This is a genomic window from Rhizobium aethiopicum, from assembly GCF_900094625.1.
Lineage (GTDB): Bacteria > Pseudomonadota > Alphaproteobacteria > Rhizobiales > Rhizobiaceae > Rhizobium > Rhizobium aethiopicum.
Genome location: NZ_FMAJ01000011.1, coordinates 11,221 through 36,142, shown reverse-complemented (window position 1 = coordinate 36,142; position 24,922 = coordinate 11,221). Strand labels below are relative to the sequence as shown.

Below are 24,922 nucleotides of genomic sequence, written 5' to 3'. Positions count from 1 at the left end.
AGATGCGATCTAATTGCTATTCAAAGGCGTAGCTGAAGCCGTCGGCAGACGCTCCGACCGTCGCCTTCGTCAAGCGTTTGCCATCCAGCGCCCAGTTCAATATGCCGGTGCTGAGGGCCGGCAGAAGCGTGTTGGTCAAGATCGCATCGATCATGCGACCGCCCGACTCCACTTCGGTGCAGCGCGCCTTGATCAAGTCGATAACGCCCTCACCTATGACTAGTTCGGCGTTATGGCTCGTACGCAGTCGCTCGGCGATCTTCGCAAAATTTGCCTGCGCGATTGCTTCGATCATCGAATCCGAAAGGGGATAATAGGGCACGACGATAACGCGCCCGAGGAAGGCGGCCGGGAACACCTGCAGCAACGGCGTCCGCAACGCGGCTTCGAGTTCTTCGGTTGGCGTGCGGGAGAGCCCGTTGCCGGTCAGCCTCATGATGACATCCGAACCGACATTGGAGGTCAGCAATATGAGTGTATTTCTAAAATCAATCCGTCGACCCTCGCTGTCGTCCATCATCCCCTTGTCGAAGACCTGAAAGAAGATCTCGTGCACATCGGGATGCGCTTTTTCGACCTCGTCGAGCAAAATAACGGAATAGGGCCTGCGGCGAACGGCCTCGGTCAGAATGCCTCCCTTGCCATAGCCGACATAGCCGGGGGGTGCTCCCTTCAGCGTCGAAACCGTATGGGCCTCCTGAAATTCCGACATGTTGATGGAGATCAGGTTCTGTTCGCCGCCATACAATGCCTCGGCGAGGGCGAGCGCCGTTTCCGTCTTGCCGACACCGGACGGTCCACAAAGCAGGAAGACGCCGACCGGCTTTTCCGGCGACCCTAGTCCTGCGCGGCTGGTCCGCACCCGGCGTGCGATCGCTTCCATGGCAAGGTCCTGACCGACAACGCGTTCGCCCAGAATTCCAGCGAGCTTAAGCGCCCTTTCAGTCTGACCAGCGAGCATTCTCCCGACGGGAATACCTGTCCAGTCCTGGACCACCGAGGCGACCGCGTTGCGGTCTACCGACAGCAGCATCAATGGCGTTTCGCCCTGCATCTCGGCAAGTTCGTGGGTAAGTGCCCTTAGGCGCGAAAGGTCGGCATTTCCGTCCGGAGCTTCTTCTTCGTCTTCGCTGGCCGCCGAGAGATTTTGGTCGGGGGCGTTCGCAACGGTCGCGGTATCGCCCTGTTGCGATAACGCCGCATCCAGGCCAACTCCCTCGCTGCGCAGCCTGGCCCGCAGGTCGAGAATGTCAGACACCAGCAACCTCTCCTCTTCCCAGCGGGCTCGCGCCGCGGCCAGGGCCGTCTCCACCTCGCCAAGGGCGGTCCATACCTTAGCTTGACGGTCTGCAACCTCAATGCCGATGGACCTTTCGCGGCCGATGATCCCCTGCTCGATCTCGAGAGACTGTTTGCGCCTCAGAAGATCTTCAACCTCGGCCGGCGTTGCGTGCTGCGATACCGCCACGCGTGCGCAAGCGGTATCAAGCAAGCTGACTGCCTTGTCGGGCAACTGGCGGGCCGGAATGTAACGATGTGAAAGGCCGACCGCCGTTTCGATCGCCTCGTCGAGGATCTGCACCTGATGGTGTTTCTCGAGGATGCCTGCCACGCCACGAAGCATGAGAATGGCGTCTTCTTCGCTGGGTTCCTCAATCTTGACGACTTGGAAGCGCCGGGTCAGCGCCGGGTCTTTCTCGATGTGCTGTTTGTACTCCGCCCATGTCGTTGCCGCGATCGTGCGAAGCTCGCCGCGCGCCAATGCTGGTTTCAATAGATTTGCGGCGTCCCCCGTTCCCGCAGCCCCGCCTGCTCCGATCAGCGTATGTGCTTCGTCGATGAAGAGGATGATCGGCGTTTCCGATGCCTGAACCTCGTCGATCACAGTCTTGAGGCGTTTTTCAAATTCGCCTTTGACGCTCGCTCCGGCCTGCATCAAGCCAACATCCAGCATGTGGAGCGCGACCCCTTTGAGTGGCGGCGGCACGTCTTCTGCCGCAAGGCGAAGCGCAAAGCCTTCAACGACCGCCGTCTTGCCGACCCCGGCCTCGCCCGTGAGGATCGGATTGTTCTGCCGTCGGCGCATGAGAATATCGACGATCTGGCGAATTTCCGGGTCGCGACCCACAACCGGATCGATCTTACCTTCTCGAGCACGCCTGGTCAGATCAGTCGCATATTTCGCCAATGCGGAATCGCCGCCAGCCGGTCGTTCCTTGCGCACCGGTTGGCCAGGGTCGCGTCCGCCGCGATTTTCAAGGGATTGAGAGAGTACGTCGTCCAGGCGAGCAAGGACGGAATCCGCTTCGATCCGGTCGAACTCACCGCTGATCTTCAACAGCAAGCCATCAAGCACCGGCACCTTTCTACAGGCCAGAAGGACGTAAGCGCCGCGCACCTCTTCCGAGCCGAATTGAAGGCTTGCGAGACTCCAGGCTTCCTGGACAGCGTGAAATATGTGATCTGAAAACTCTTCTATGGACGTCGCGCCATAGGGCAGTTTGTCGATCGACCGTGCCATGTCGGCCGCAAGGCGGCCGAGGTCCACGCCAGCGTCGGCGAGGATCAGCTGGAAATCCGCGCGGTCGACTAGCGACAGTTGCTCGATCCAATGGACGAGTTCGACATAGGGATTGCCCCGAAGCTTGGCGGCGTCGGCTGCCGCCTTGAATGCACGCAGACATATCGCGTCGAGCTTGCCGATCAGTTCTTTACGCTTGAAGCTGTGAGAAGACATGTTCTGTTGCATGCCGGTCGGGCTCCTGCCCACGTGCTCTCGAATGAACGAGCCTAGTCTTCAATCTCAATGGCAAACTGCCACATTATAGTGTTCTTGACAAATATTCGAACCGCATGTCTTTGATGAATAGTGACGGCGTGGTTTGGAGTTACCAGATGATCGACCCATTGCCCGGTGACATCTTTCGCAAGAACCAGGTACTCAACAATACCTACGAGATCGAGGGTGTGCTTGGCCGCGGCGGAACGGGCGAAGTCTACCGCGCCAGCAACAAGATCACCGGCCGGGTCGTGGCGCTCAAGGCGCTCAAGCGGGAGCTGTCCGCCGACGCCGGCTACCTGGAATTGATGAAGCGGGAAGAGGAGATGCGCGGCATCTCGCATGACGCGGTCGTGCGTTATACCGACTGCAGCCAGACAGCCGAGGGTTACGTCTATCTGGTCATGGATTACGTCGCCGGTACGCCACTCAACGACTATCTCGAGCGGGGCGGGATTTCTTCCAGAGACCTGCTGGTCGTGGCCCAGAGAGTGGCCCAGGGCTTGGTTGCTACACACGAACGTAAAATCGTTCATCGCGATCTGTCGCCCGACAACATCATCTTGCGCAGCGGGCGGCCGGAGGAAGCTGTCATCATCGACTTCGGCATCGCTAAGGACAGCAAGACGGGCGCACGCACAATCGTCGGCAAAGAGTTTGCCGGCAAATACGAGTATGCAGCGCCCGAGCAATTGCACGGGCAGGCAGAGCCGCGATCCGACCTTTATGCCCTCGGCGCATCCTTGCTTGCGACCTTTCGGGGAAAAGTTCCGAACGTCGGAACGAGTCCCGGTGAGGTCGTCCGCTTCAAGGAGCGCCGGCTGGACACAACCGGCGTTCCGGAGCCGCTCAAGGCTTTGATCGACGATCTCACCCAACCCGATCCTTCGCGACGCCCGCCAACGGCTGCGGCCGTCGTTCAACAGGTGGGGGAGTTGTTGCGGACCGATCGCAGCGGCCAGCAAGAAGGCGAGCGTCGCGCCATGGCGGGCTGGCGGCGCTGGCCCGCGATATTAGCCATCGCTGCCGTCGCGGCGGTCGCGGGACTTTGGTTTGCCGGCTTTCTTGACAGCATGTTCGTGAAGAGCCTTCCGGTCGAGGCACCCTATAAACTCAGCGCCGGGGTCGACGGGCAACACCAGGCGACCCTATCCGGCTTTGCTCCCGATGCCGACCAACAGCAGGCGATACGGGCGGGTTTTACGCGCACGGCCGGGCTGCCAGCACCCAAGGGTGCACTCGCACTTGCGAAGGGCGAACCGTCCGAGCACTGGGCACGGGACATCGACAGCTTTTTTGCCGCCGCCGACGGGCTGGTCGAATGGAAGCTTGATGTCTCGGATCGCACCGTCCGCCTGACCGGCCTTGCTCCCGACAAGACAGCGCGTGACACTGTCGTCAGCCGGTTCAACGAGGCGAGCAAGGCCGCCGGCTACCAACCTGCCGTGCGGATTGCCGCAGGACCGAGAAGCCTGACGCCCGACCAGTTGAAATCTGCCATCGCACCGTTGGAGACCTGCGGTCCGCTCGTCGTCCAGGCACCGGAAGGGGTAAACTTTCCTCTTGGCTCGACAGTCGCCATCAGGGGACACGTCGCCGCGAGCGGCGATATCGAAGCGCTCCGACAGGCGCTTGCACCGCGTCTCGGTGATCGCGATCTGCGATTTGATACGACAGTGCTCAACAATCAGCTGTGCGTCGTCCAGTCATTGTTGCCCGACGTGCCGCAAGGGCCGATGACGATCCTGCTGGGTTTTGGTGACAAATCCGAACCGAACATGTCTGGCATCTACTCCGTCGGCGACAATCCGGTCATCGATGTGCTGGCTCCGGCCACAATCAAGGACGGCTACCTCTGGGTAGCGATCGCCGATGTCACCGGCAATCTGTTCAACGTCCTTCCCAACATCAAGCGCCCGGACAACGTGCTTTCCAGCCTCGGTACAGTGTCCGATGGCATGCGCACCATCCGTGTCGCCTACTCCACCGCTGATGGAGCGACGGATCCCGCAAAGCTGTCCTTCGCCGTCGACAATACTTTCGGCAGAAGTCTGATAATCGTGATGCAGACCGACCGTCCTCTGTTCTCGCAACTTCGCCCCACAACTGAATCCACGACGTCCTTTGCCGAGGATTTACAGGTGGTTATTGCCAGCGGGAAGGTTTCGATCCTATCGACTACGACCCGATTGATCGATACTCGGAATTAGTTGCCGCTCGTCGATAAGTGGCATTAGTACAGAGCAAAAATATATGCTAAAACAGCAACGAGAGAAGAATATTCGGTAAAGCGGGGGATCTGTTGTTCGACTCTGCGCTCTGGTTGAATCCGATAAACGGTGACAACCCGTCCGGCGAAAGCCTACGGAACGACGGACGATTCCACGAGCTCGAACGCCTCGTACAGCCCCAGATCGAAATCAGCCGAGACGAGCGCAACAACCCCGTCGCACGAACGGAAGTCCCAGTAGACTGGTCTGCCGTGCTTCGCAAATCGGAGGAGTTGCGGGCGCACGGGCGCGACCTCAGGCTGCTCGTGATCGTAACGCGTGCCCTTGCAAATGAGCGCGGACTGGCCGGCCTTGCCGACGGATTGAGGCTGATCGGCCAGACCTTCGACATGCACTGGCAGACAATGCATCCTGAGCTTCGCGACGGCCTGCCTCCCCGCGAGGCCGCTCTCCGCCGCATCAACGCACTGATCCAGCTTCAAAATGACAAGGATGGTCTGCTCGGCGATCTGCGCAAAATGACGTTCTTTGCGCCTCGTGGCGCTGGCCCGGTGACGGGGCGCGATCTGGAGCGGGGGGCGATCGACAGCCGCACCGTTCTCAACGAAGCGGCGCCTGGTTTGAGTGCGGCCGAGAAGGCCTCGCTCGTCAGCGAACATGATCAAGTGCTCAATCGCGTGCGGTTCGGTTGCGCGGCATTTGCCGAACAGACCCCCGACGAAGCAGCGGCGCTGGCGGCCGATGCACGGGCTGCCGCTGCAGCTCTGGAGGCGGCGGAGCAGTCGCTCAACCGGCAGATCGGCGGCGATTTGCGCGTTACCCTGCCAGATCTGAGCCGGTTTCTGCAGCGCATGTCGGCGACCCTGGAGCGTGCCAAGCGTCATGCGCAACAGGAGAGCCAGAAAGAGGACACGGCCGGCGGCGAACCCGCGCCAGCTGCTGCCGCCAGCGTTGCGGCAGACCAGGCCCCGAGCGGGCCGGCGACAGTCTTCCCCTCGCGTCTGAGTTCGCGAGATGAAGTTACGCGCTGCATCGATCTCATCATCGCCTTTTACGACCGTACGGAGCCATCAAGCCCCATTCCCCATCTGGCCCGCAGGATCAAGCGCATGGTGCCGATGGATTTTCTCGAGCTCATGGAGGACCTTGCGCCTTCCGGGCTGAAAGAATTCCGGCTTCTGGCCGGCGTTTCGGAAAGCAAGAAACCTGCCCCTGGGACAAAAGGTGACCAGCAATGAGCGAAACTAAGGCGAAGGTAATTGAACGCAACAGGGCGCCTCGCGTCCAGATCGCCTATGAAGTGGAAACATATGGCAGCCCGACCACGATCGAATTGCCTTTCGTGATGGGGGTGATGGCAGATCTCGCCGGTGCGTCCGAAACGCCTGAGGCTCTGAAATCGGTGAGGGACCGGACCTTTGTCGAAACCGACGCTAACCGGTTCGGTCGCTTCATGGAGGCGCTGAGCCCGCGCGTCAAGGCGCGGGTCAAGAACACGCTTCCCCAACCGCCCGGCGAAGAGCGGGACGAGGAACTTGCCGTCGACCTGACCTTTACGAGCATGGGCGACTTCGCGCCGGACCGGATTGCCGAACAGGTGCCGCAGCTCGCCGAACTGTTGAAGATGCGCCGCCAGCTTGAGGAATTGCTGGGCTTCATGGATGGCCGCGTCGACGCCGAAAAACGTATCGCCCAGCTTTTGAACAACGAGCCGCTTTTAGCAAAAATCGCCGACCAGGCGATTGATGATGGCAGCAAGTCGGAGGGCTAAACCATGGCCGAACAGGAAAGAACCGCCGCTGTCGACGTCAAGGAAGCCGAAGGCGTCGATCTTCAGGAATTCAGCGACCTTCTTGAAAAGGACTTCAAGGTCAAGAAGGATGACAGCGACAAGCTGCAAACCCTGGTGCAGAATCTCGCGCTTGCAGCGCGCGCTCGCTCGCAGTCGACGACAATTTCCTCGAATGCGATCAAGTCGATCAAATCCCTGATCTCCGGCATCGACAAGCTTCTGACCGAGCAGGTCAACGAGGTTCTCCATGCGCCCGAAGTGCTGCAGCTCGAGGGAACATGGCGCGGTTTGTGGTATTTGGTCAACAATACAGAGACGGATCAGAAGCTGAAGATCCGCGTCATGAATATTTCAAAAGAAGCCCTCGCCGACACGCTCGAAGACTACGAGGGCCAGATGTGGGACCAAAGCCCCATATTCAAGAAAGTCTATACCGACGAATATTCGATGCTTGGCGGCAGCCCGTACGGCTGCCTGATCGGTGCTTACGAGTTCTCCAACCACCCGAAGGACGTCGCTCTTCTTCGCAACATGTCCGGCATCTGCGCGTCGGCGCACACGCCCTTCATTGCAGCCGCCGCCCCGCGACTCTTTCGCATGGAAAGCTGGCAGGAACTGCCAAACCCCCAGGACCTGCAACAGATTGTCTCATCGCCCGCCTACGCCTCCTGGCAGTCGCTGCGAGAGAGCGAGGATGCGCGCTACATCGGTCTGACGATGCCCCGGGTCCTTGCACGCCTGCCCTACGGCGCGGAAACCATTCCGGTAAAGGGCTTCGCCTTCGAGGAGGATGTCCAAGGCGATCATCATCGCTACGTGTGGATGAATGCCGCCTTCCCGATGGGGGTCAATATCAATCGAAGCCACAAGCTGTTTGGCTGGGGCACGCAAATTCGCGGCGTCGAGAATGGCGGAGCGGTCATCAATCTTCCAGTCCACAATTTCCCGACTGACGATGGTACCGTCGCGATGAAATGCCCGACGGAGGTCGCCATCGACGATCGCCGCGAGGCAGAGCTTGCTAAGCTTGGGCTCATGCCGATCCTGCATCGCAAGAATACAGATATCGCAGCCTTCATCGGTGCGCACTCGCTACAGGATGACGAGACGCGCGCCGGGCGCCTGGTCGATCCGGACGCACAGGCCAATGAGCGGCTGAGCGCAAATCTGCCGTATCTTTTTCCGGTTTCGCGTTTCGCCCATTACCTGAAGGCAATCGCCCGCGACAAGATCGGTTCGTTCAAGGAGCGGTCCGACATGCAGATCTGGCTGACGGAGTGGATCAATCGCTACGTTCTTGCCAACCCTGCCTTTGCCGACGACAAGGCCCGCGCCAAACGGCCGCTGGCTGCGGCCGAGGTTCAGGTCGACAGCGTCGAAGGCCGCCCGGGATGGTATAATGCCCGGTTTTATCTGCGCCCCCATTATCAGTTGGAAGGCATCAATGCGTCACTGCGTCTCGTATCGGAGCTGCCGTCGACGAAGAGCTGAATTCACAAGGGAGGTTATTCATGAAAATTGACGGTTTTCTCAAGGTGCCGGATATTACGGGACCGAGCGTTCGCGATGGCCACGAAGAAGAGATCGAAATCCACGGCGTGGAGTTTGAGATGGTCGCCCCCTACGATCCCAATTCGCTGTCGCGACGGGGCCGCGTCAGTCTGGGCATGATTACTTTCATCAAGCACTATGACAAATCCTCGCCCTATCTGAAGAAGGCGCTGTTCGCCAACACGCTTCTCGGTGAGGTCAAGTTCTCCGCGCGCAGAACGATCGAAGGCGAGACCAGCGATTATCTGGTCGTTACGCTGAAAGAGGCTTCGGTCACCCAATACAGTATGAAGCCAAGTGAGGACGAACCCGATCTCATCGAGGAGCGCGTCGGCTTCGCCTACAAGAACATCGCGTTCAACTACGACGACAAGGACGAGGTCGAAATGGATGTCTATGTCGGCAAGTGACGGCTGGCGAAGAGAAGTTGGAAGGGAGTCGAGACCGCTTGGCGGGCACCAGCGCGCAACCCGCGAAACGATCCAGCCATCCTTGTGGGATCGCCTGGTCAATGACCTGCCGGGGCTCGGCTCCGAGATCAAAGATCTCCGGCAGATGTTGCAAAGCGAGATAGACGCAGAGCGGCTGGACGCGATGGTCGCTGGCGGTGTCGGGCAAATAGAGTCTGCAACGGATCTCAGTAGCGAGCAAAAAAAGAACATCCATCGTCTGCTTTCCCTGGAACGTCGTCGCGTGGAATTGGAAAGTCGCGGCGTGGTCGTTTCGAGCGATGTGCTGCGTGAAGCGGTGCGGCGCGACATCGAGGCGCTTTTCAATGTGCAACGTTTCGAATCCTCGCCCCTTTTAACCGATGCCGAGGCCGAACTGGCTGGCGACAACCCTCCCTCTCTTGAGGATTTTCCGCTGGTGCGCCGCAGTGTGGTCAACTACGGCGTGCCGCCGTTTTCGGGCCGTTCATCGCGTGACTTCGACCGTGAGGAACTCGCCAAGGAGATCGCACAAGTGCTTGCGGCCTTCGAGCCCCGGCTGAAGGAAGGCGCAACAAAGGTGACCGTCAGCCTTGGCGACAAGTCGATTGGCCTAAGGATCGATATTGATGCGCTGCTCCTGACGACACCGGCGCCAGAACGGCTGCGTATCCGCACCATTCTCGATCTCGACAACGGCTCGGCCAGAACCGAGTTGAAGGACACCTGAAATGGATCGAGTCTTCCTTGAATATTATGAGGAGGAACTCACCCATATTCGCGCGCTTGCCGCCGAGTTTGCCCATATGCACCCCTCGATCGCGCGCAATCTTTCGCTTGATACCATTCCGTGCCCCGACCCCTTTGTCGAACGGCTTCTCGACGGCGTCGCATTTCTGGCCGCGCGCACCCGCCAGAAGGTGGACGCAGAAAGCACACGCTATGTCCGCAGCGTGCTTGAAAACTTCTATCCCGACCTCGTCTCGCCGGCACCGGCAACGGCCATGGCCTTGCTGAAGCCCGGCCAGCAAGTTCAAACCATGCTTGCCGGTCATCTTTTGAAGCGGGGAACGCGGCTCGTTTCGAGCGTGCGACCTGGAATTTCGACAAGGTCCATCTTCACCACGGTCCAGGACGTGACGCTCTGGCCGCTTGCGATCAGTTCCGTGACCTACATACAGGACCGAAGCGCACTCGCGGCGGCGGGGATCGGAGCCATTGACGGGGTTGCCGGCGCGTCCGGATTGAGCATCACCATCAATCGAACCGGCAAGGGCAAGTTAGCCGACTTGTCGCTCGATCGTCTGGACTTTCATTTCAGTGAAAAGAGCAAGGCGCCGTTGCTTTTCGATACGTTATTCGGCGCCTGCGGGGGCGTAGGCGCGCGCCCGGAGGGGCGCGACAATCCCTTGGAGCCGCTGCCTGCGCCCGAGATGGTCGGTATAGCGGACGACGAGGCGCTTATGCCTCGCACGCGCGAAACTTTTGAGGGCTACCGGCTCCTGCGCGAATATTTTATCGCCCCCGAGCGGTTTCACTATGCGCGTGTGACAGGGATGCGACCGGTCGTTCGCCGGTGCGGCGAGAGGCTGGAATTGGTCTTCCTGCTTCGCCGGCCCGTTCCTGAGCTTGCGGGCCTCACCGCGAAGGATCTGGAGCTTTTCGCAACGCCGATCATCAACCTGTTCGAGCGTTCCTGCAGCGTCATCGAGCTCGATGCGCGGCGGACCCGGCAGGTCCTCCATGCCGATCGGACTCGGCCGCGCGATTTTGAAATCTATCGCGCTGTGCGTGTGGAGGACGCCGATGCCGAAGGTTCTGATGCGGAGATACCGGCACTTTTCAGTCTCGGACAGAACCGCACAAGCGGTTGGGTCTATTTTACAGAACGGCGCCCGCGGCGTCCGAGCGAGGACGAGCTTCGTCAGGGACAAACCCGCACATCCTACGTCGGAGACGATGTCTTCATCACGCTCTCACGGCCGGCGCAGTCGAAAGCGGGGCGACCGCTGAAGCGGATTGAAGTGACGGCCCTGTGCACCAACAGGGACCTGCCGATATTGGACGACACGCCCTCCCTTACGCTCGAAAGCGGCGATCCTGTCGAGACCGTGCAATTGCTTGGCGCGCTGCGCCAGCCCTGGCCTGCCATTCCGGCAACGCTTCCTGCCGGCGCCGTCGAAGCCTCAAGAGCCGACGAACTCGCCTGGCGATTTATCGCTCAATTGTCTCTGAACTTTCTCAGCCTGGCGGAGGAAGGCCGCGGGGTCGACCCTCTGCACGCCCTGCTCGATCTTTATGCGCAGCGGGGGGATCCAAGCATCTCGCGGCATGTACGCGCCATTGCGAGAGTCGAGGCCCGACCTCTCATCGAGCGCCTGCCGATAGCTGGGCCGATGTGCTTTGCCCGCGGCAGCGACATCACGCTCCATGTCGACCAGTCGGTGCTTGCCGGGCATAGCAGTTTGTTACTTACGGCGCTGCTCTCGAGGCTTTTTGCCCGCTACGCAGCAATTAACGGATTCGTGCGAACGAGAGCGCGGATCCTGCAGAAACAGGAGGATGTGCTATGGCCGATAACGCCGGGCAACCGCTTCCTGATCTGAAGAATGACGCCGTCAGAGCCGAGCAGTTCGATTTTTTTGAGCTCCTGCGGCGGCTCGAAAATGCAGACAGAATCTTCGGGCAGGCAGGCCCGCCGCAGCGGGAACCGGCCCGGCTCGGGCAGCACATACGGCTTGGTTTTGCCGTGCAGGACATCGCAAGGCTCGAGCCTGCCACCGAAACAGCGCCCGCGCGGGTAACCGTGGCCACCATCGGCTTGCTCGGTCCGGAAGGTCCGATGCCGCTCTATCTGACGCGCTGGGTGCTGGATCGCCTGTCGCAGCGCTGGTTTGCAGGTGCCGACATGCGCGAGGTCAGCGACACCACGTTCGTCGACTTCGTCAATGTGCTTCAACATCGTATGATCGCACTCTTCTATCGGGCCTGGGCGGATGCCCACCCGGCTGTCCAGATCGAGCGCGCCGAGGGTGGTCGCATTCGTGCGATGGCGGCGGCTATGGCAGGGATCGGCCTGCGAGGCAGGGCTGATCGTCAGCCGACTGCGATCGACATGACGAAGCTTGCTCACGCCGCCGCCCTTGCCCATCAAGTCGACGGGCCTGAAAGGCTCACGCAGTTTCTTGGCGATCATTTCAAGGTTCCGTTCAGGCTTCGGGAATTTGTCGGTGTTTGGATGGACATACCGCAAAAGATCCAGTCCCGCCTTGCCGGCGCCTACGCAGAGCTCTGCAGAAGCGCCACGATCGGGCCGAGAACATTCCAGCGACAGCAGAGGATCGAACTTTCCGTCGGACCATTGACGCTTGATGACTACGCAGCCTTTCTGCCCGGCAGCGAACGGCGTACAGCCTTGCAAACGGCAGTCCGCGACCTGGTGGGAAACGGGCTCGATGTGGATGTCAGGCTCGTGCTCAGACGAGACGAGGTTCCTGCAGCGCGGCTGGGAAAAGCGCGGCTCGGGCATATCGCCTGGCTTGCTCCGAAACCGGATCGAGGCGACGCAGCCGATCTGTGCATGCGCACCCTCGTTGGTTTTCGTCCTGAGATTGCGGAGGCCGCATCATGGCCTTGATCCTTACCCTCGAACAGTCCCCCAGGCCCCAGGCCGTGCGCCAGATGCGGCTCGTCGAGGGCGAGCTCGTCATCGGTCGCAGCGCAGACGCCGACTGGCGACTCGACGATCCGGACATGTATGTTTCCCGTGCCCATTGCACGATTGCTTGCGTTCACGGTCGATACCAGGTGACGGATACGTCAAGCGGCGGTCTCTTTATAGACGGGTCGCGCGCACCACTTGGAGCGGGAAATTCCGCTCCGTTGCATGACGGCGCCCGGCTGCAACTCGGCAATTATGTCGTCCGCGTCGAGCTGCAAAGCACGCAGGCAGAGCGCCCGCATGAACAAGCGACATCGCCGCCGCCGGTCGGTTTCGAACGGGATTCGTTCTTCTCCGAACGCAGCGAGCGGGTTGAATCCCCCCGGCGCCCCACCGGATTGCCCGACCCGTTCGAACACCCCGCTGCGGCGCCGTTTGCCGATCCCGACCGGCAGGAACCGCAAAATAGCGCGCCCCTGTTCGACGATCCGTTCAGCCTCGATCCGCTGCCGGCCCAGCGGCAGGATAACCGAGGCTGGGATCTTTTTCTGCCGGGCACGGCTGCAGGGCAGCCGGCTCCGGGGCTCGCCACACCACAACTCAGGCCGCAACCCAATCCGGAACCACAGCCGGAGCCGAGGCAGCAGAAGTCAGCGCCCATCGAGGCCGACCTTCGCGACGCCTTTCTGCGCGGATTGGGCTTCAGTGGCGAAGAATTTCCGTCTGCCGATCCCGTCGTCCAAATGGAGAATTTCGGTCGGGAATACCGGACGATGCTGGAAGGGTTAATCCATCTCCTGCGCAAGCGGGCCGAGGAGAAGGGCGAGGCCCGGATCGCACAGACCGTTGTCGGGGCCTCCGAGGTCAACCCTCTCAAATTCATGCCGACGGTCGACGATGTGATCGCGACGTTCCTCGCGCAACGCAATGCCGGCTTTCTGCCGCCCGAAGCGGCGATCAACGGCTCCATCCGCGATCTCGCCCACCATCATGTGCGCACGTGGCGCGGCGTCCAGGCCGCGCTGGCAAGGATGGTGGAGCGCTTCGATCCGGCAGCGCTGGAAAGCGAATTGAAGTCTCAATCGGCCTGGGACGCGCTGCTTGCGGGCGGGCGACGGGCAAAGCTCTGGGAACTTTACGAGAAACGCTATCGCGAAATAGCCAGGAGCGCATCTACGCGCTTCCTCGGCGAAATCGGCAGCGATTTCCGGGACGGCTACGAAGAGAGGGAGAAAGAATGATGCTTCAACGACGTGGTTTCTTGATGATGCTCGGCGCGACAGGCTTGATTTCCGGCTGCGTGGGCGGTCCGCCAAAATCCTCGACCGTGACCGTAAAGGCGACGGGACAGGCGGGGATGAATCTTGCCGCTGATGGCGGGGATCGCCCGGTGACCGTGCTCGTTCTCAGGCTCAAGGATGTCGGAAAGTTCAATTCTGCCGATATTTTCGCCCTGCAGTCCGACCCTGCCTCCGCACTCGGGGCAGACCTTCTCGGCTCCGACCAGTTGACGGTCTCTCCCGGCGGATCGGCCACCAAGACGGTGGCGTTCCCGCCGGAAGCCACATTCCTCGGGGTGGTGGCGTTTTTCAGGACCCCCGGCGGCCGTGTCTGGCGACAGGCCGTCCCGATCAGGCCGGAATCGACGGTGACGGCGAATGTAGCATTGAGTAGCGGCGGCATGGCGCTCGCGCTCGCCTGAAGGGAGGGCGTTCCAGCATGACGGACACGAATAAGGTGCTCTGGTCCGAGGGACTCTTCCTTCGGACGCAGCATTTTCAGCAGCAAGACCGGTATACCGAGGCCCTGATACGCGGCGCGCTGCAGGCGGGGAGGTTGCAGACCTTCGGCTTTCGATCCCTTACGCTGGACACAGCACAGCTTGAAACAGGCCGTGTTGCCGTCTTGTCGGCACGCGGCATTTTTCCGGACGGCACGCCCTTTTCCATTCCCGAGACGATGGATGCGCCGGTTCCATTGACCATCACCCGCGACATGGGTGCGGGGGCGGTGCAGCTTGCCCTGCCACTGGAACCGCCGGGCGGAGCGAGCTTCGATGCCGCTCATAGCGAGCCGACGGGTGCGCGTTATAAGGGGCAGATCGAACGCGTGCGTGACGCCGTGCATGGGGGCGCCGACCCGGAAGAGATCGAGATCGCTCGCGCCCAAGCCCTGCTCCTGTCGCCGGTGCAGATGACCGGCGGCTATACCGCGATGCCGGTTGCGAAGGTCAACGGGCTGCTGGCCGACGGCAGCGTCGCGATGGGGGAAAACTTTCTGCCACCAGCCCTGACGACCGGCGCCGTGGCTTTCTACGGCCAGTTGATGCAGGAGGTGATAACCGGGCTCGACCGTATCGCCGATGCACATGGCAAAATGGTTCTTGGCGGCGCCGGCCGCAGCGTGGAAAATCTGCTGGTACTCGATCTCGCCAACACGGCACGTCCGCGGCTGGCCCACATGCTTCCCCAGGAGGTTTTCCACCCGGCGGAACTCTTTCTGGAACTGAGCGGGCTTGCGGGGCGAATGGCGACCTACGGGTCCGGCTCCCGACGGCTGACCGAGCTTCCGACCTATGATCATATGGCGCCGGGACCTGCCTTTGCGGCGCTCGCAGACACTTTGCGTTCGCTCCTCCTCAGCCTGCGTTATGTCGAGCCCAAGTCGCGGGCATTGCCCGTGCTCAAACACGCGACCAATGTCTGGAAGGTTCGGGTCGACAATCCCGAATTGCTGACCGCCAGCCGCATTGTCGTGCGGGTCGGATGTGACATGTCCGAAGACGCGCTGCGCAAAATCTTCGTCGATCAGGTCACCGTGGGTGCCGCCGACGAATTCGAGGCGCTGTGGAAGTCACGACTGCCGGGCATTCGCCTGAAGCCGCTTCATTCGCAGCCCCGCGAGATCCCCTATGACGGTGACCGTCTCTGCCTGGAACTCGATCAGCGCAGCGAGCATTGGGAATCTCTTCTGCGTTCGCCCGGCTTCGTGATCGGCGTGTCGGGCGTTTTGCCCAGCGAACCGCAGGTCGATTGCTATTCGGTTAACAGGTAGCGCCATGGCAAGTGAAGATCCATTCGGTCTTTCGGGCGATAAGGGTCGCACACGCATCCGCCCGGCGCCCTCGGCGAGCGCAAGACAGGTTCCTGCTGCCGGAACCCCGGCAAGAAGGGCGCGCTCTCATCCAAACAAACTGATCAGTGCTTTCGCCAAATTGCTGGAATTTGCACCGGAACTCGAAAGTGCGTTGCCACCGAGCAATCCAGAAGTGCTGCGAACGAGACTGATGGAAGAGCTTGTCGCCGCCCGCGACGCTGCGGTAGCCTCAGGTTCGGCGCTTGCGCGGGCGGACTCGGCTGCCTGGGCTGTCGCCTCGCTGCTCGACGATCTGGCGCTGAACACGCCCTGGGGTGGGGCAAGCGCATGGCCGCGCCAGCCGCTGGTCGTCATGCTCCGCGGCGATGTCGATGCCGGAGCGCAATTTTTTGCCCGGTTGGAAGAATTGGAACGCCATCCCGGTCGTGATCAGGAATTGCTCGAGCTTTATTATTTCTGCCTGGCGCTTGGTTTTCGCGGCAAGTACCGTGTGCCTGGCCGTGCCGGCGACCGCTCGATCAGCGCCGTTCGTGCCGCCGCGGCTCGTTTTCTGCGTGACGCCGATGCTGAAGCTGCACCGCTCTCGCCCCGATGGGAGGGAGTTGTCGCGGCTGACGAGCCATCCCGTTTTGCCGTGCCGATCTGGGTCCTTGCCGCCGTTGCTGCAGCGCTGTCGACGGCAATTTACATGTTGCTGTCGATGCGGCTCGATACCAAGGCGGAGGAACTCGCAACGCTGGTTCGGGCACTGCCGCCACCTGAGCGGGCGGAAATATACCGCCCGGAGAAGCGGACACCACCGCCGAACGCACCACCCGTGGAGCCCGTTATTTTCCAATTGCTGCCGGAATTTCGCGCCGCAGCGCCCGCCTCCCTGCTGCCGGCACTGAAAGGCAATGAAAACGCCTCGTCGGTCACGCTTCTTTTGCAGTCAAGCACACCGGAGCTCTTCCAGTCCGCTAGACCCGAATTGACGAAGAGCTTTGAACCGCTTGTTGCTTCCATCGCAGCGGTTCTTAAGCAGAATGCGGAGCTGATTGGCGGCATTACCATCACCGGTCACACTGACAATGTCCCGCTGCAAGCCAGCAATCCGCTGTCCAATAACCAGCGCCTCTCCGAGGCCCGCGCTGCAACGATTGCCTCATTGCTGGCCGCCTCCGGCGTGCCGACCGGACAGCTGAAATCGCAAGGACGCGCGGCGACACAGCCGCTTGCCGCAAACGACAGCCGCGAGGGTCGGGCCGCCAACCGCCGCATCGAAATCCTTATTCAAAAGAGGCTCTGAGATGGCGATCTTCCGGTTCCTCTGGGCTGTTCTCACCTCTCGTTGGCTCTGGACCTTCATCGGGCTCATTTTGCTGTCCCTTATCGTCTGGATATTCGGCCCTATCGTCAGCGTCGGAGACAGTGCGCCGTTTGCTTCCGAGATCGTGCGACTGGTCATCATCGGCCTTTTGTTCCTCGTGTTCATCATCTGGTGGGTTGCAGCGCGGCGGCGCGCGGTGCGCGCCAACCGCCTCTTCGTTTCCGAGATTGCCCCTCAACCTGAGGCTCCGCCAAGTCCGGCTGAAGAGGGCGTTGCCGCCGTCGGGGCGAAATTCAGGGAGGTCATGGCGGGTCTCAAACGCCAGAAGGTCGGCGGCCGAAAGTTTCTCCGGGAGATGCCATGGTATGTCATCATCGGCCCGCCTGCGACCGGCAAGACAACAGCCCTCCGGCAATCCGGATTGAGCTTCCCGATCGATCTGACCGACGACCTTCACGGCGTTGGCGGCACGCGCAATTGCGATTGGTTCTTTACCGAGGAGGCGGTGCTGATCGATACGGCCGGTCGCTACGTGCAGCAGGAGAGCCAGCCGGAGGTCGATGCAGCGGAATGGCTGGGCTTCCTCGATCTCCTGAAGAAGCACAGGGGCCGTCGTGCGTTGAACGGGGTGATCGTTGCGCTCGGCATCGACACGCTCTCGGAAGACGATGCGGCGATCCGGATGCATGGCAGGCAGATCCGCAAACGCCTAGCCGAGCTTCAGGAACGCATCGGCATCCGCTTGCCCGTCTATCTCATGCTGACGAAAGCGGACCTGATAAAGGGCTTCGAGAGCTTTTTCGGGGCGCTCTCGACGGCAGATCGTGAACAGGTGTGGGGAGTGACCTTCCCGCCAGGCGCCCGCATCGAGGGTACCGAAGTCACCGCGGAAATCTCGGCCTTGGCGGGCGTGCTCGAACGGCGTCTCATTCGCCGCCTCGAAGGCGAAGAGAATCTGACCACCCGGGCGGAAATATTTCGGTTCCCAGCCCAGGTCGAAAGCCTTTCAGAACCAGTTCGTGTGCTGATCGAGACCGTCTTCGGCGAAAGCAAATATGCGGAAAGCGCCTGGTTGCGGGGTATCTATCTGACCTCCGCCACTCAGGAAGGTACGGCAATCGACCGGCTGACGGCAGCATTGGCGTCATCATTCGGCCTGCCTGCCCAACCCGCTGCACCTATGTTGCGGGCCGAAAAACGCAGCTTCTTTCTCAAAGACCTGCTGACGAAGGTCATTTTCAAGGAGGCTGGCCTCGGCACCTTCGATCCGGCGGCAGAGGATCGGCGTATCTGGATCTGGCGCGGTGCCGCCGTGGCAGCAACAGGATTCGTGGTCATTGCCGGCCTGTTGTTCACGATATCATATCGAAAGAACGACTCCGCCCTGGCGGCGCAGGCCGAACAGCTCGAGGCCCTGCAGCTTCCCCTGACGCCGGTTGCCGCACGCCAAGCGCCGGTGGATCCCCTCGACCTTGATTTGGCGCTCGAAGCCGCCACGGAAGTGTCGAATGCGCGGACCGACCAGCCAGGCGGAATAGCCGCGTTGATAGGTCCCTCCGCCGAAACCGAAATTCGCCAGGCGCAGTCGGACGCCTACAACCGCACCCTGCGCAATATATTGGAACCACGCATGGTCGCACTGCTAGAGGCGACGATGTGGCGGCAGATCCGCGACCCCGAGTTCCAGTTGGGGGCGCTGAAAACCTATCGCATGATGACTGGCCTGTCGCCGATGGATCCGGACTTCGCCAAGCAATGGTGGACGGAGAAATTGCCTGGATCGGCGCCAGTGCCACCTTTCAAGACCGAGATGGCAGCAGATCATCAGCTTGCCGCGATCGACAATATGGCAACCGAACAGGCCTTCGTCGCTCCTGACGAAGCGCTGGTAGGTGAAGCGTTACGCACGATTTGCTCGATCCCGCTGCCGGTGCGCGCTTATAGCGCGCTGCTCTCCGATCCGGAGGTCACGGCGCTGAAGGAATGGATCCCGGCAGATCATGTCGGCCCGAACGGCCTGAAGGTTCTGGCGCGGCGCTCCGACAAGACCCTTAGGGTCGGCATCAGCGGTGCCTTCACCTATGACGGATTCCACAACGTGATCCTGACCCGGCTTGAAGACGTCGCAACGCAGGCGGCGCTGGACCGCTCGGTTTTTGCCGGCGGATGCTCCGAGAGCGCCAGCCCGTCGGTCGCCACCCTCTCGCAAGATATCCTTAAACTCTACTATGACGACTATATCGCCAAGTGGGACAGCTTCATGCGTGACGTCAGGCTTGCACCACTGGCCGACCTGCAGACGGCCAGCGAAAATCTCAAAGATCTCTCCAGCGCCGATTCCTCAATGAAGCGTCTGCTGACCGCCATCGTGCGCGAGACGGAACTGACCCGTGCCGATGACGGCGGCGGCGGCCAGGCTCCTCCGCCAGGAGCATCCAAGCTTTTGTCCAAGCTTGGCAAAATCGGCAAACTCGCCGCCAAGGGCGTGAAGATAATGCCGAAAGCCGGCTCCAAATCGGATGTCGATCTTTCGGGCGCGCTGGTCGCCGAGCATTTCAAACCCATCAGGGCGGCCATTGTCGAAGTCGATGGCCAGCCTCCCGCACTCAATGATGCAGTCGCAGCCTTGACCGCGCTGTCGAACATGCTTCAGACTGTGTCGGCAAGCCCGGATGCGCAGGACGCAATGAAAAGACAGGGCGGCCTGGCGGAGCTGACCGGGGCAGTGGCGAAACAAGCCGTGACCCTTCCCGATCCGCTAGACGACTGGCTGGCCGGACTGGCCGGCAATACCAGTGCGCTGGCAACAGGGGCGGTCACTTCAGAGCTCAACGCCATCTGGCGTGCCGACGTGCTTCCATTCTGTCAGGCGGCGCTTACCAATCGCTATCCGTTCGTCCCCGACAGCGCAATCGATGTCAATGTCGTTGATTTCCAGCGCGTCTTCGGTCCCGGCGGGCTGATCGACAGCTTTATCAATAATAATCTGGTCAACTACATCGACACGACCAGCCACCCCTGGAAATGGCGCTCCGACATCAAGCTCGATCCCCGGCCCCTGGCGGCGCTGGAGCAGGCGCGGCTGATTCGCGACAGTCTCTTTCCGGGAGGCGCGGGGCCGATCCTGACCTTCACGCTCGAGCCCAAAGATCTTTCGCCGACAGTCAGCCGCGTGACCTTGAATATCGATGGTCAGAGTCTCTCCTACTTCAACAATCCGACGCGCCCGCAGCCGATGACTTGGCCCGGCAAGGATGGAACCGGCGTGATCACCCTCGCCTTCCAGCCCCTCGACGGTTCGCCGGAAGTGATGGTCAGCGAGACCGGAAGCTGGGCACTTCTGAGGATGCTGCGTGCCGGTCGGCTGAGCGGGACCAATCTTGCCGAGCTCTTCAAGCTGCGCCTTGCAGCCCAGGGCTACTATGCCGATTTTGAGCTTCGCGCGGCAAGCGTCGCCAATCCCTTCGACTTGAAGATGTTTGCGAGGTTCTCGTGCCCGACGCAGCTTTGATCCTGCCCGGATTTTTCGGAAAGCTGCCGGCGATGGGCGATTTCGTCACGCGGCGCCTGCCGGCCTCCTTCGTCGGGCAGTGGGATCGATGGATCAGCCGGCATTTGGTTCACCGATTTTCGCAAGGGCCGATGGAGAACGCTCCGGTCCTGCGGTTTCTGCTGGGCGGGGAGACATTTGGCGCCATGACTGGCGTAGTGATGGCAAGCGCTGACCGTGCCGGTCGCCGGTTTCCGCTGACCATCGCTGCACCGCCGTTGCTTGCCGCCGCGGACATAGCGAGCGTAGCGGCGGACTGGTTCGATGCACTGGAAGCGACAGGGAAATCGGCAAGAGACAACAAGATGGACGGCAACGGGCTGTCAACATGCCTTGCTGCTTTGCCTTATCCAGCGATCAAGGTATCGGGCGACCTGGTCGGGGGCATGATATTCTGGACGCGGGGTTACGAGGCGGTAGAAATCGATGCCGATGCGCCTGAAATGATGCTCGGCCCATTTTTCCCCGGCGCCCAGGGTGACGCCTGATGCAGATCTGGAACCAAACAGGCTATCCGACCGAATTCACGATGGGCATGGACAAGGCCGGCCACGAGTACATCGTCGTCGTCGTCAAGGGGACCTTTGACTTTCCGGAGGCACCGGGCGGCCTCGTGCGGAAATCATCCATTCAGATGCCGCTGGTGATGGCCGACACACATACGGGTGAACCGGGCTTTTCGACGACGCTTTGGGAAACGGATTTTGCATTCCGCAAGCCGCGTTGTGACGTCGTCGCCAATGGATGCGCTTATGCTCCGGGCGGGCGACCAGCCGAACGCGTCACGGTTGGAATAAAGCTCGGAAACTGGTCGAAGGTATTCGACGTCCTCGGTCATCGGGAGTGGCGGGCGCTAGGACCGGTCTTTGCTGCCTCCGCCCCGCAGCCGTTCCTAAGGCAGCCCTTTTCTTATGACAGCGCATGGGGTGGTACTGACCGCCTCGACCCGGACGACGATCTGCCCGCGAGCTACAGGCAAAACCCCTTCGGCACGGGCTGGGCGCGCACGCGCAATCAACGTCTCATACCCGGTCTGCGGCTGCCCAACACCCAGGCCACGGGCGAGGAGATACGCTCACCCTTCGGCGATTACCGCCCGATGAGCTTTGGCCCGTACGGTCGGGCCTGGCCCGGCAGGATCGAATTCGCTGGCACCTACGACCAGAACTGGATCGACAACATCTTTCCGTTCCTGCCCCCCGATTTCGACGAGCGCTATTTCCAGATGGCGCCCCCCGACCAACAGGTTGATTTACCGAAGGGCGGCGAGGATGTGGTGATCGTCAACCTGACCCCGTCAGGGCGCGAAAGCTTTCGGCTGCCGGCTACCGGCCTTCCGATCACCTTGTTCAAGGGCAATGAAAAAGCCCTTGAGAGCGAGATACTGCCCGATACTGTTTTGTTCGACCTGGAAAATCGGCGCTTCTCTTTGGTCTGGCGCGTGTCGCAGCGCATCCACCGAACGATCCTCGATTTTAGCGAGTGCTGGGTTGGCCAGCCGACAAGGGGCATGCTCAGGGCAAGGGCTGCTGGCAAGCGCTACATCCGCCTCTTTGGCCTGCCGGTTCGCGAAGCGGAGGCTGATGCCGCATGAGCGCCATGCTGGATATTGTATCAATCGGCATGGTGACCGCGGTCGGTCTTGATGCACCATCATCCTGTGCCGCGATGCGAGCAAAGCTCGACGGATTTCAGGAGACGCAGTTTGTTGGCCCGGGTGGAGAGTGGTTGATCGGCGCGCCGGTACCGATGCCACGCAATTGGATCGGGGAGAAACGCCTCGCCCACATGGCTGCAGCAGCAATATGCGAAGCTTTCGATGAGGTTCCCGAAGCGCGCGGCAAGACAGCGCTTATCCTCTGCCTTCCAGAGGCGGATCGACAAGGTCGGCCGCTGCAAGAAGGTGCTTCTTTGTTACGACAAATCGGCCAGATCGCCGAGGTTGAATTGGGTTCGCATTCGCGCATCATCTCCCATGGCAGGCCCTCCGGCCATGTCGCCTTGGACCAAGCCCGCAGCCTGCTCGCTCGCGACACAACCCCTTTCGTTATGATAGCCGGCGTCGACAGCTATCTGACTTCAGCCGCCTTATCGCACTATCTCGGCGCCGAGCGCATTCTGACACCGAATAATTCGGACGGCTTCATACCCGGTGAAGCTGCGGCCGCGGTCCTGTGCTCACGTTCTTTCAGCGGGAAGTTTCCGCTCTGCGGCCTCGGCCTCACACGTGAGCCGGCCTCTATTTACAATGGCGCGGATCTCCCGTTGCGTGGCGACGGAATGACAGGGGCCTACCGGATGGCGCTGGACGAAACCGGCATTGCTATGAACCAGATCGGCTATCGGATCGCCGATCTCACCGGAGAAACCTACTGGTTCAAGCAGACAGCACTGGCAAACTTGCGGCTGCTGCGGGGGCGACATGACCCGCAAGATCTGTGGTCTCCCGCAGAATCCCTTGGAAATATAGGGGCAGCCGTCGTGCCATTGATGCTGGGAATGGGATGGATGGGCGCCAGGAAAGGTTACGCGCCGGCGGCGCCGGTGCTTATCGAGGCATCAAACGATGCTGGCGCATGCGGCGCCGCGATCTTGGTTCCGCAGGAAAGCTGATGTCCAACGTCTTTGCCAATAATCTCGAAATTTCCGGCAAGGCCGTCAACGCCCAGACGATTGCGGCCTTTCCGGATGTCTGCTTCACGCCACCGCAGACGCCGGCAACCCCCCCTGGGGTGCCGATCCCCTACCCCAGCTTCGGAATGGCTTCAGACACCGAGAACGGCACCGCTACCGTCAAGATTGGCGGCAAGGAAGTCAACATCAAAAACAAATCCGACGAGAAACGGACCTCCGGCACCGAAGCCGGCTGCGCCCCGAAAAAGGGTATCATCACATCGCAAAACACCGGCAAGAAGTACTTTCACAAATGGTCGCCCGATGTGAAATTTGAAGGCGAGCCGGTCATACGATTTTCTGACTTGGCGACGCACAACCATGCGAGCCCCCAGGGGCAGACTCCCCCTTGGCCTGAAATTTGCAAGTTTTCGCCCAACAGACTGGATTGTGCTACGATCCTGGCAGAGTTCGAAGTCCATACGCACCGAGACGCGGATTGCCCTCACGGATATGAATCCGAACACTTCGTTCAAAACGAATATCTGCAATGGGAACGTGGCGTCGAGACCGCAACGCAATTTGAGAACTACACGACAAACGGGGCACCATGTATCTGCATGGCGTCTTATGCCAAAGGCCCGGGTGGTGGGTTTCGGAGAAAGGGGTCTGGCAGCAAAACGGGGTCGCCACATAACTTGAAGACAAGGCAATGCAATGACGCGATCCGCAAGCGCACCAAGACACCGACGCTGAGCCAGGTTATAGATGACTGCACGAAAGCGGTTGTCGACAACGATCCGCGCGCCAAGAACGCCAAGCCAAAGCCGGCGGCACAGAAGAACATCCAGGAATGCTTGAGGGCCTTGTTCATGGAATATCTCGATCGCGCGGTCAAGGAAAAGGACCCGAAAAACTCGGCGGCAAAGACGGCGCAACAGCCTATCGCCTGGGACGTAAACCCGGACCCGACAAGGATGTGGGCTTGATGACTCCCGTTCACAAAAAGGTGGTGGACCTGCCGCCGGAAATGCAGTCGTTCAATGCGCTGAATGCATATGAGCTTGGTCGCGACCATATCCGGGTCGCCTGCCAGTTGTCGGATGTGCACGAAGAAGTCGGAGAGGTCGCAATCCTGCGGATTTCCATGATTTCTATGGGCGTGGATCTGGAGGATGCGTTCGATGAGTTTGCCATGGCATTTCACTCCACCCGCACTCATCGGGATGTATTGCTCGAAATCGGCGGCGTCGTGAGACTTCACACGAATTCGGGATGGAGAACGGACGTTCTAAAGTCATCGTTTCTCATTGGCGCATATTCGCTCGACACACTTGCCGATTTTGTGTTTGGAGACGACGGCCACATCTGGCGATTTGACGGTGCGTCCGCCTGGTCTCAAGACACGGTCGAAGCATCAGACCGAATTTTTGACATGCATGGCTTGTCAAAGGATCGATTATACGCGGTTGGCGGAAACGGCCTGATCTTGAAATCGCGAGGACGAAGCTGGGATCCGATAGAGGTCAGGATAGGGACCGATTTCCGTTGCGTCCTTGTAGAGAATGACCGCGTGTTGGTTGCTGGGGACCATGGAATTGCTGGCTATCTTAAAGACGATGAATTCGTGCTGTTCGAAACAAATATCGAAAGCGATATCCTATCGATATGCTCGTTCAGGGGCGACATCTATTTTGCCGACTCCGATTTCGGCGTGCATGTCCTTTCGGCCAATGCATTCGAGCCGGTCGCCAACCTCGGTTACACGTATCGCCTCAACGCCAACGAGTGGCTGACGGCAGCCTGCGGTGAGTATATTTTCCAGTTTGACGGAACGAGTTGGCGCGGGATCGAGCTTTCCTACAGCGGCGGCTACAAAGCGGAACCATTCGATACGACGTTCATAAAATGA

19 protein-coding genes are annotated in these 24,922 nt (G+C 60.5%); 18 read left to right on the top strand and 1 reads right to left on the bottom strand.

The window, feature by feature from the left end; translation table 11 throughout:
* Positions 1 to 16: 16 nt before the first annotated feature.
* The gene (gene tssH, locus GA0061105_RS21940; protein ID WP_092752820.1) at positions 17 to 2,749 is read right to left on the bottom strand and encodes a type VI secretion system ATPase TssH; all 2,733 of its coding nucleotides are present in this window, start codon (positions 2,747 to 2,749) and stop codon (positions 17 to 19) included.
* 146 nt (positions 2,750 to 2,895) lie between these two features.
* Here tssH and GA0061105_RS21935 point away from each other — a divergent pair, with 146 nt between their 5' ends.
* The 18 genes from GA0061105_RS21935 to GA0061105_RS21850 all read left to right on the top strand — a co-directional run bounded on the left by GA0061105_RS21935 (position 2,896) and on the right by GA0061105_RS21850 (position 24,922).
* Complete coding sequence (locus tag GA0061105_RS21935; RefSeq protein WP_092752818.1) at positions 2,896 to 4,989, top strand: serine/threonine-protein kinase; 2,094 nt, start codon at positions 2,896 to 2,898, stop codon at positions 4,987 to 4,989.
* A 92-nt stretch (positions 4,990 to 5,081) separates the two neighbouring features.
* Entirely contained in the window at positions 5,082 to 6,248 is a 1,167-nt protein-coding gene (gene tssA / locus GA0061105_RS21930; protein WP_092752817.1) for a type VI secretion system protein TssA, read from the top strand.
* Complete coding sequence (tssB, locus tag GA0061105_RS21925; protein ID WP_009990230.1) at positions 6,245 to 6,781, top strand: type VI secretion system contractile sheath small subunit; 537 nt, start codon at positions 6,245 to 6,247, stop codon at positions 6,779 to 6,781. Before tssA ends, tssB begins: the two co-directional genes overlap by 4 nt.
* A gap of 3 nt (positions 6,782 to 6,784) precedes the next feature.
* A complete protein-coding gene (gene tssC / locus GA0061105_RS21920) occupies positions 6,785 to 8,293 on the top strand; it encodes a type VI secretion system contractile sheath large subunit (RefSeq protein ID WP_064684109.1) in 1,509 nt (502 codons plus the stop codon).
* Between the two features lie 20 nt (positions 8,294 to 8,313).
* Positions 8,314 to 8,763 (top strand): Hcp family type VI secretion system effector, encoded by a 450-nt coding sequence (locus tag GA0061105_RS21915; RefSeq protein WP_092752815.1) that lies wholly within the window; start codon positions 8,314 to 8,316, stop codon positions 8,761 to 8,763.
* Positions 8,750 to 9,511 (top strand): type VI secretion system baseplate subunit TssE, encoded by a 762-nt coding sequence (gene tssE, locus GA0061105_RS21910; RefSeq protein WP_064697448.1) that lies wholly within the window; start codon positions 8,750 to 8,752, stop codon positions 9,509 to 9,511. Before GA0061105_RS21915 ends, tssE begins: the two co-directional genes overlap by 14 nt.
* A gap of 1 nt (position 9,512) precedes the next feature.
* Positions 9,513 to 11,387 (top strand): type VI secretion system baseplate subunit TssF, encoded by a 1,875-nt coding sequence (gene tssF / locus GA0061105_RS21905; RefSeq protein WP_092752813.1) that lies wholly within the window; start codon positions 9,513 to 9,515, stop codon positions 11,385 to 11,387.
* Positions 11,351 to 12,418 (top strand): type VI secretion system baseplate subunit TssG, encoded by a 1,068-nt coding sequence (gene tssG, locus GA0061105_RS21900; protein WP_092752812.1) that lies wholly within the window; start codon positions 11,351 to 11,353, stop codon positions 12,416 to 12,418. The genes tssF and tssG overlap by 37 nt, the downstream gene beginning before the upstream one ends.
* On the top strand, positions 12,409 to 13,683 hold the full coding sequence (gene tagH, locus GA0061105_RS21895; RefSeq protein WP_092752810.1) for a type VI secretion system-associated FHA domain protein TagH: 1,275 nt from the start codon (positions 12,409 to 12,411) through the stop codon (positions 13,681 to 13,683). The genes tssG and tagH overlap by 10 nt, the downstream gene beginning before the upstream one ends.
* Positions 13,683 to 14,144 carry a type VI secretion system lipoprotein TssJ gene (gene tssJ / locus GA0061105_RS21890; RefSeq protein ID WP_064684234.1) on the top strand — a complete coding sequence of 154 codons (462 nt, stop codon included), beginning with the start codon at positions 13,683 to 13,685 and terminating at the stop codon, positions 14,142 to 14,144. Before tagH ends, tssJ begins: the two co-directional genes overlap by 1 nt.
* Positions 14,145 to 14,161: 17 nt before the next feature.
* On the top strand, positions 14,162 to 15,496 hold the full coding sequence (gene tssK / locus GA0061105_RS21885; RefSeq protein ID WP_092752808.1) for a type VI secretion system baseplate subunit TssK: 1,335 nt from the start codon (positions 14,162 to 14,164) through the stop codon (positions 15,494 to 15,496).
* A 4-nt stretch (positions 15,497 to 15,500) separates the two neighbouring features.
* Entirely contained in the window at positions 15,501 to 16,826 is a 1,326-nt protein-coding gene (icmH, locus tag GA0061105_RS21880) for a type IVB secretion system protein IcmH/DotU (RefSeq protein ID WP_092752806.1), read from the top strand.
* A gap of 1 nt (position 16,827) precedes the next feature.
* A complete protein-coding gene (gene tssM / locus GA0061105_RS21875; RefSeq protein WP_092752804.1) occupies positions 16,828 to 20,358 on the top strand; it encodes a type VI secretion system membrane subunit TssM in 3,531 nt (1,176 codons plus the stop codon).
* Entirely contained in the window at positions 20,340 to 20,885 is a 546-nt protein-coding gene (tagF, locus tag GA0061105_RS21870; RefSeq protein WP_082929147.1) for a type VI secretion system-associated protein TagF, read from the top strand. The genes tssM and tagF overlap by 19 nt, the downstream gene beginning before the upstream one ends.
* Positions 20,885 to 21,991, top strand: coding sequence for a DUF2169 family type VI secretion system accessory protein (locus GA0061105_RS21865; RefSeq protein WP_064697440.1), 1,107 nt, complete (start codon positions 20,885 to 20,887; stop codon positions 21,989 to 21,991). The genes tagF and GA0061105_RS21865 overlap by 1 nt, the downstream gene beginning before the upstream one ends.
* The gene (locus tag GA0061105_RS21860) at positions 21,988 to 23,010 is read left to right on the top strand and encodes a 3-oxoacyl-ACP synthase (RefSeq protein WP_092752802.1); all 1,023 of its coding nucleotides are present in this window, start codon (positions 21,988 to 21,990) and stop codon (positions 23,008 to 23,010) included. The genes GA0061105_RS21865 and GA0061105_RS21860 overlap by 4 nt, the downstream gene beginning before the upstream one ends.
* Positions 23,010 to 23,999, top strand: coding sequence for a DUF4150 domain-containing protein (locus GA0061105_RS21855; protein WP_064697438.1), 990 nt, complete (start codon positions 23,010 to 23,012; stop codon positions 23,997 to 23,999). Before GA0061105_RS21860 ends, GA0061105_RS21855 begins: the two co-directional genes overlap by 1 nt.
* Positions 23,996 to 24,922, top strand: a complete 927-nt coding sequence (locus tag GA0061105_RS21850; RefSeq protein WP_141130224.1) for a WD40/YVTN/BNR-like repeat-containing protein — start codon at positions 23,996 to 23,998, stop codon at positions 24,920 to 24,922. The genes GA0061105_RS21855 and GA0061105_RS21850 overlap by 4 nt, the downstream gene beginning before the upstream one ends.

Bases quoted from the DNA above. Each gene is read 5' to 3' on its own strand.
- tssH (WP_092752820.1), bottom strand. From the start codon at position 2,749: ATGCAACAGAACATGTCTTCTCACAGCTTCAAGCGTAAAGAACTGATC.
- GA0061105_RS21935 (WP_092752818.1), top strand. From the start codon at position 2,896: ATGATCGACCCATTGCCCGGTGACATCTTTCGCAAGAACCAGGTACTC.
- tssB (WP_009990230.1), top strand. From the start codon at position 6,245: ATGAGCGAAACTAAGGCGAAGGTAATTGAACGCAACAGGGCGCCTCGC.
- tssC (WP_064684109.1), top strand. From the start codon at position 6,785: ATGGCCGAACAGGAAAGAACCGCCGCTGTCGACGTCAAGGAAGCCGAA.
- GA0061105_RS21915 (WP_092752815.1), top strand. From the start codon at position 8,314: ATGAAAATTGACGGTTTTCTCAAGGTGCCGGATATTACGGGACCGAGC.
- tssE (WP_064697448.1), top strand. From the start codon at position 8,750: ATGTCGGCAAGTGACGGCTGGCGAAGAGAAGTTGGAAGGGAGTCGAGA.
- tssF (WP_092752813.1), top strand. From the start codon at position 9,513: ATGGATCGAGTCTTCCTTGAATATTATGAGGAGGAACTCACCCATATT.
- tssG (WP_092752812.1), top strand. From the start codon at position 11,351: ATGGCCGATAACGCCGGGCAACCGCTTCCTGATCTGAAGAATGACGCC.
- tagH (WP_092752810.1), top strand. From the start codon at position 12,409: ATGGCCTTGATCCTTACCCTCGAACAGTCCCCCAGGCCCCAGGCCGTG.
- tssJ (WP_064684234.1), top strand. From the start codon at position 13,683: ATGCTTCAACGACGTGGTTTCTTGATGATGCTCGGCGCGACAGGCTTG.
- tssK (WP_092752808.1), top strand. From the start codon at position 14,162: ATGACGGACACGAATAAGGTGCTCTGGTCCGAGGGACTCTTCCTTCGG.
- icmH (WP_092752806.1), top strand. From the start codon at position 15,501: ATGGCAAGTGAAGATCCATTCGGTCTTTCGGGCGATAAGGGTCGCACA.
- tssM (WP_092752804.1), top strand. From the start codon at position 16,828: ATGGCGATCTTCCGGTTCCTCTGGGCTGTTCTCACCTCTCGTTGGCTC.
- GA0061105_RS21865 (WP_064697440.1), top strand. From the start codon at position 20,885: ATGCAGATCTGGAACCAAACAGGCTATCCGACCGAATTCACGATGGGC.
- GA0061105_RS21860 (WP_092752802.1), top strand. From the start codon at position 21,988: ATGAGCGCCATGCTGGATATTGTATCAATCGGCATGGTGACCGCGGTC.
- GA0061105_RS21855 (WP_064697438.1), top strand. From the start codon at position 23,010: ATGTCCAACGTCTTTGCCAATAATCTCGAAATTTCCGGCAAGGCCGTC.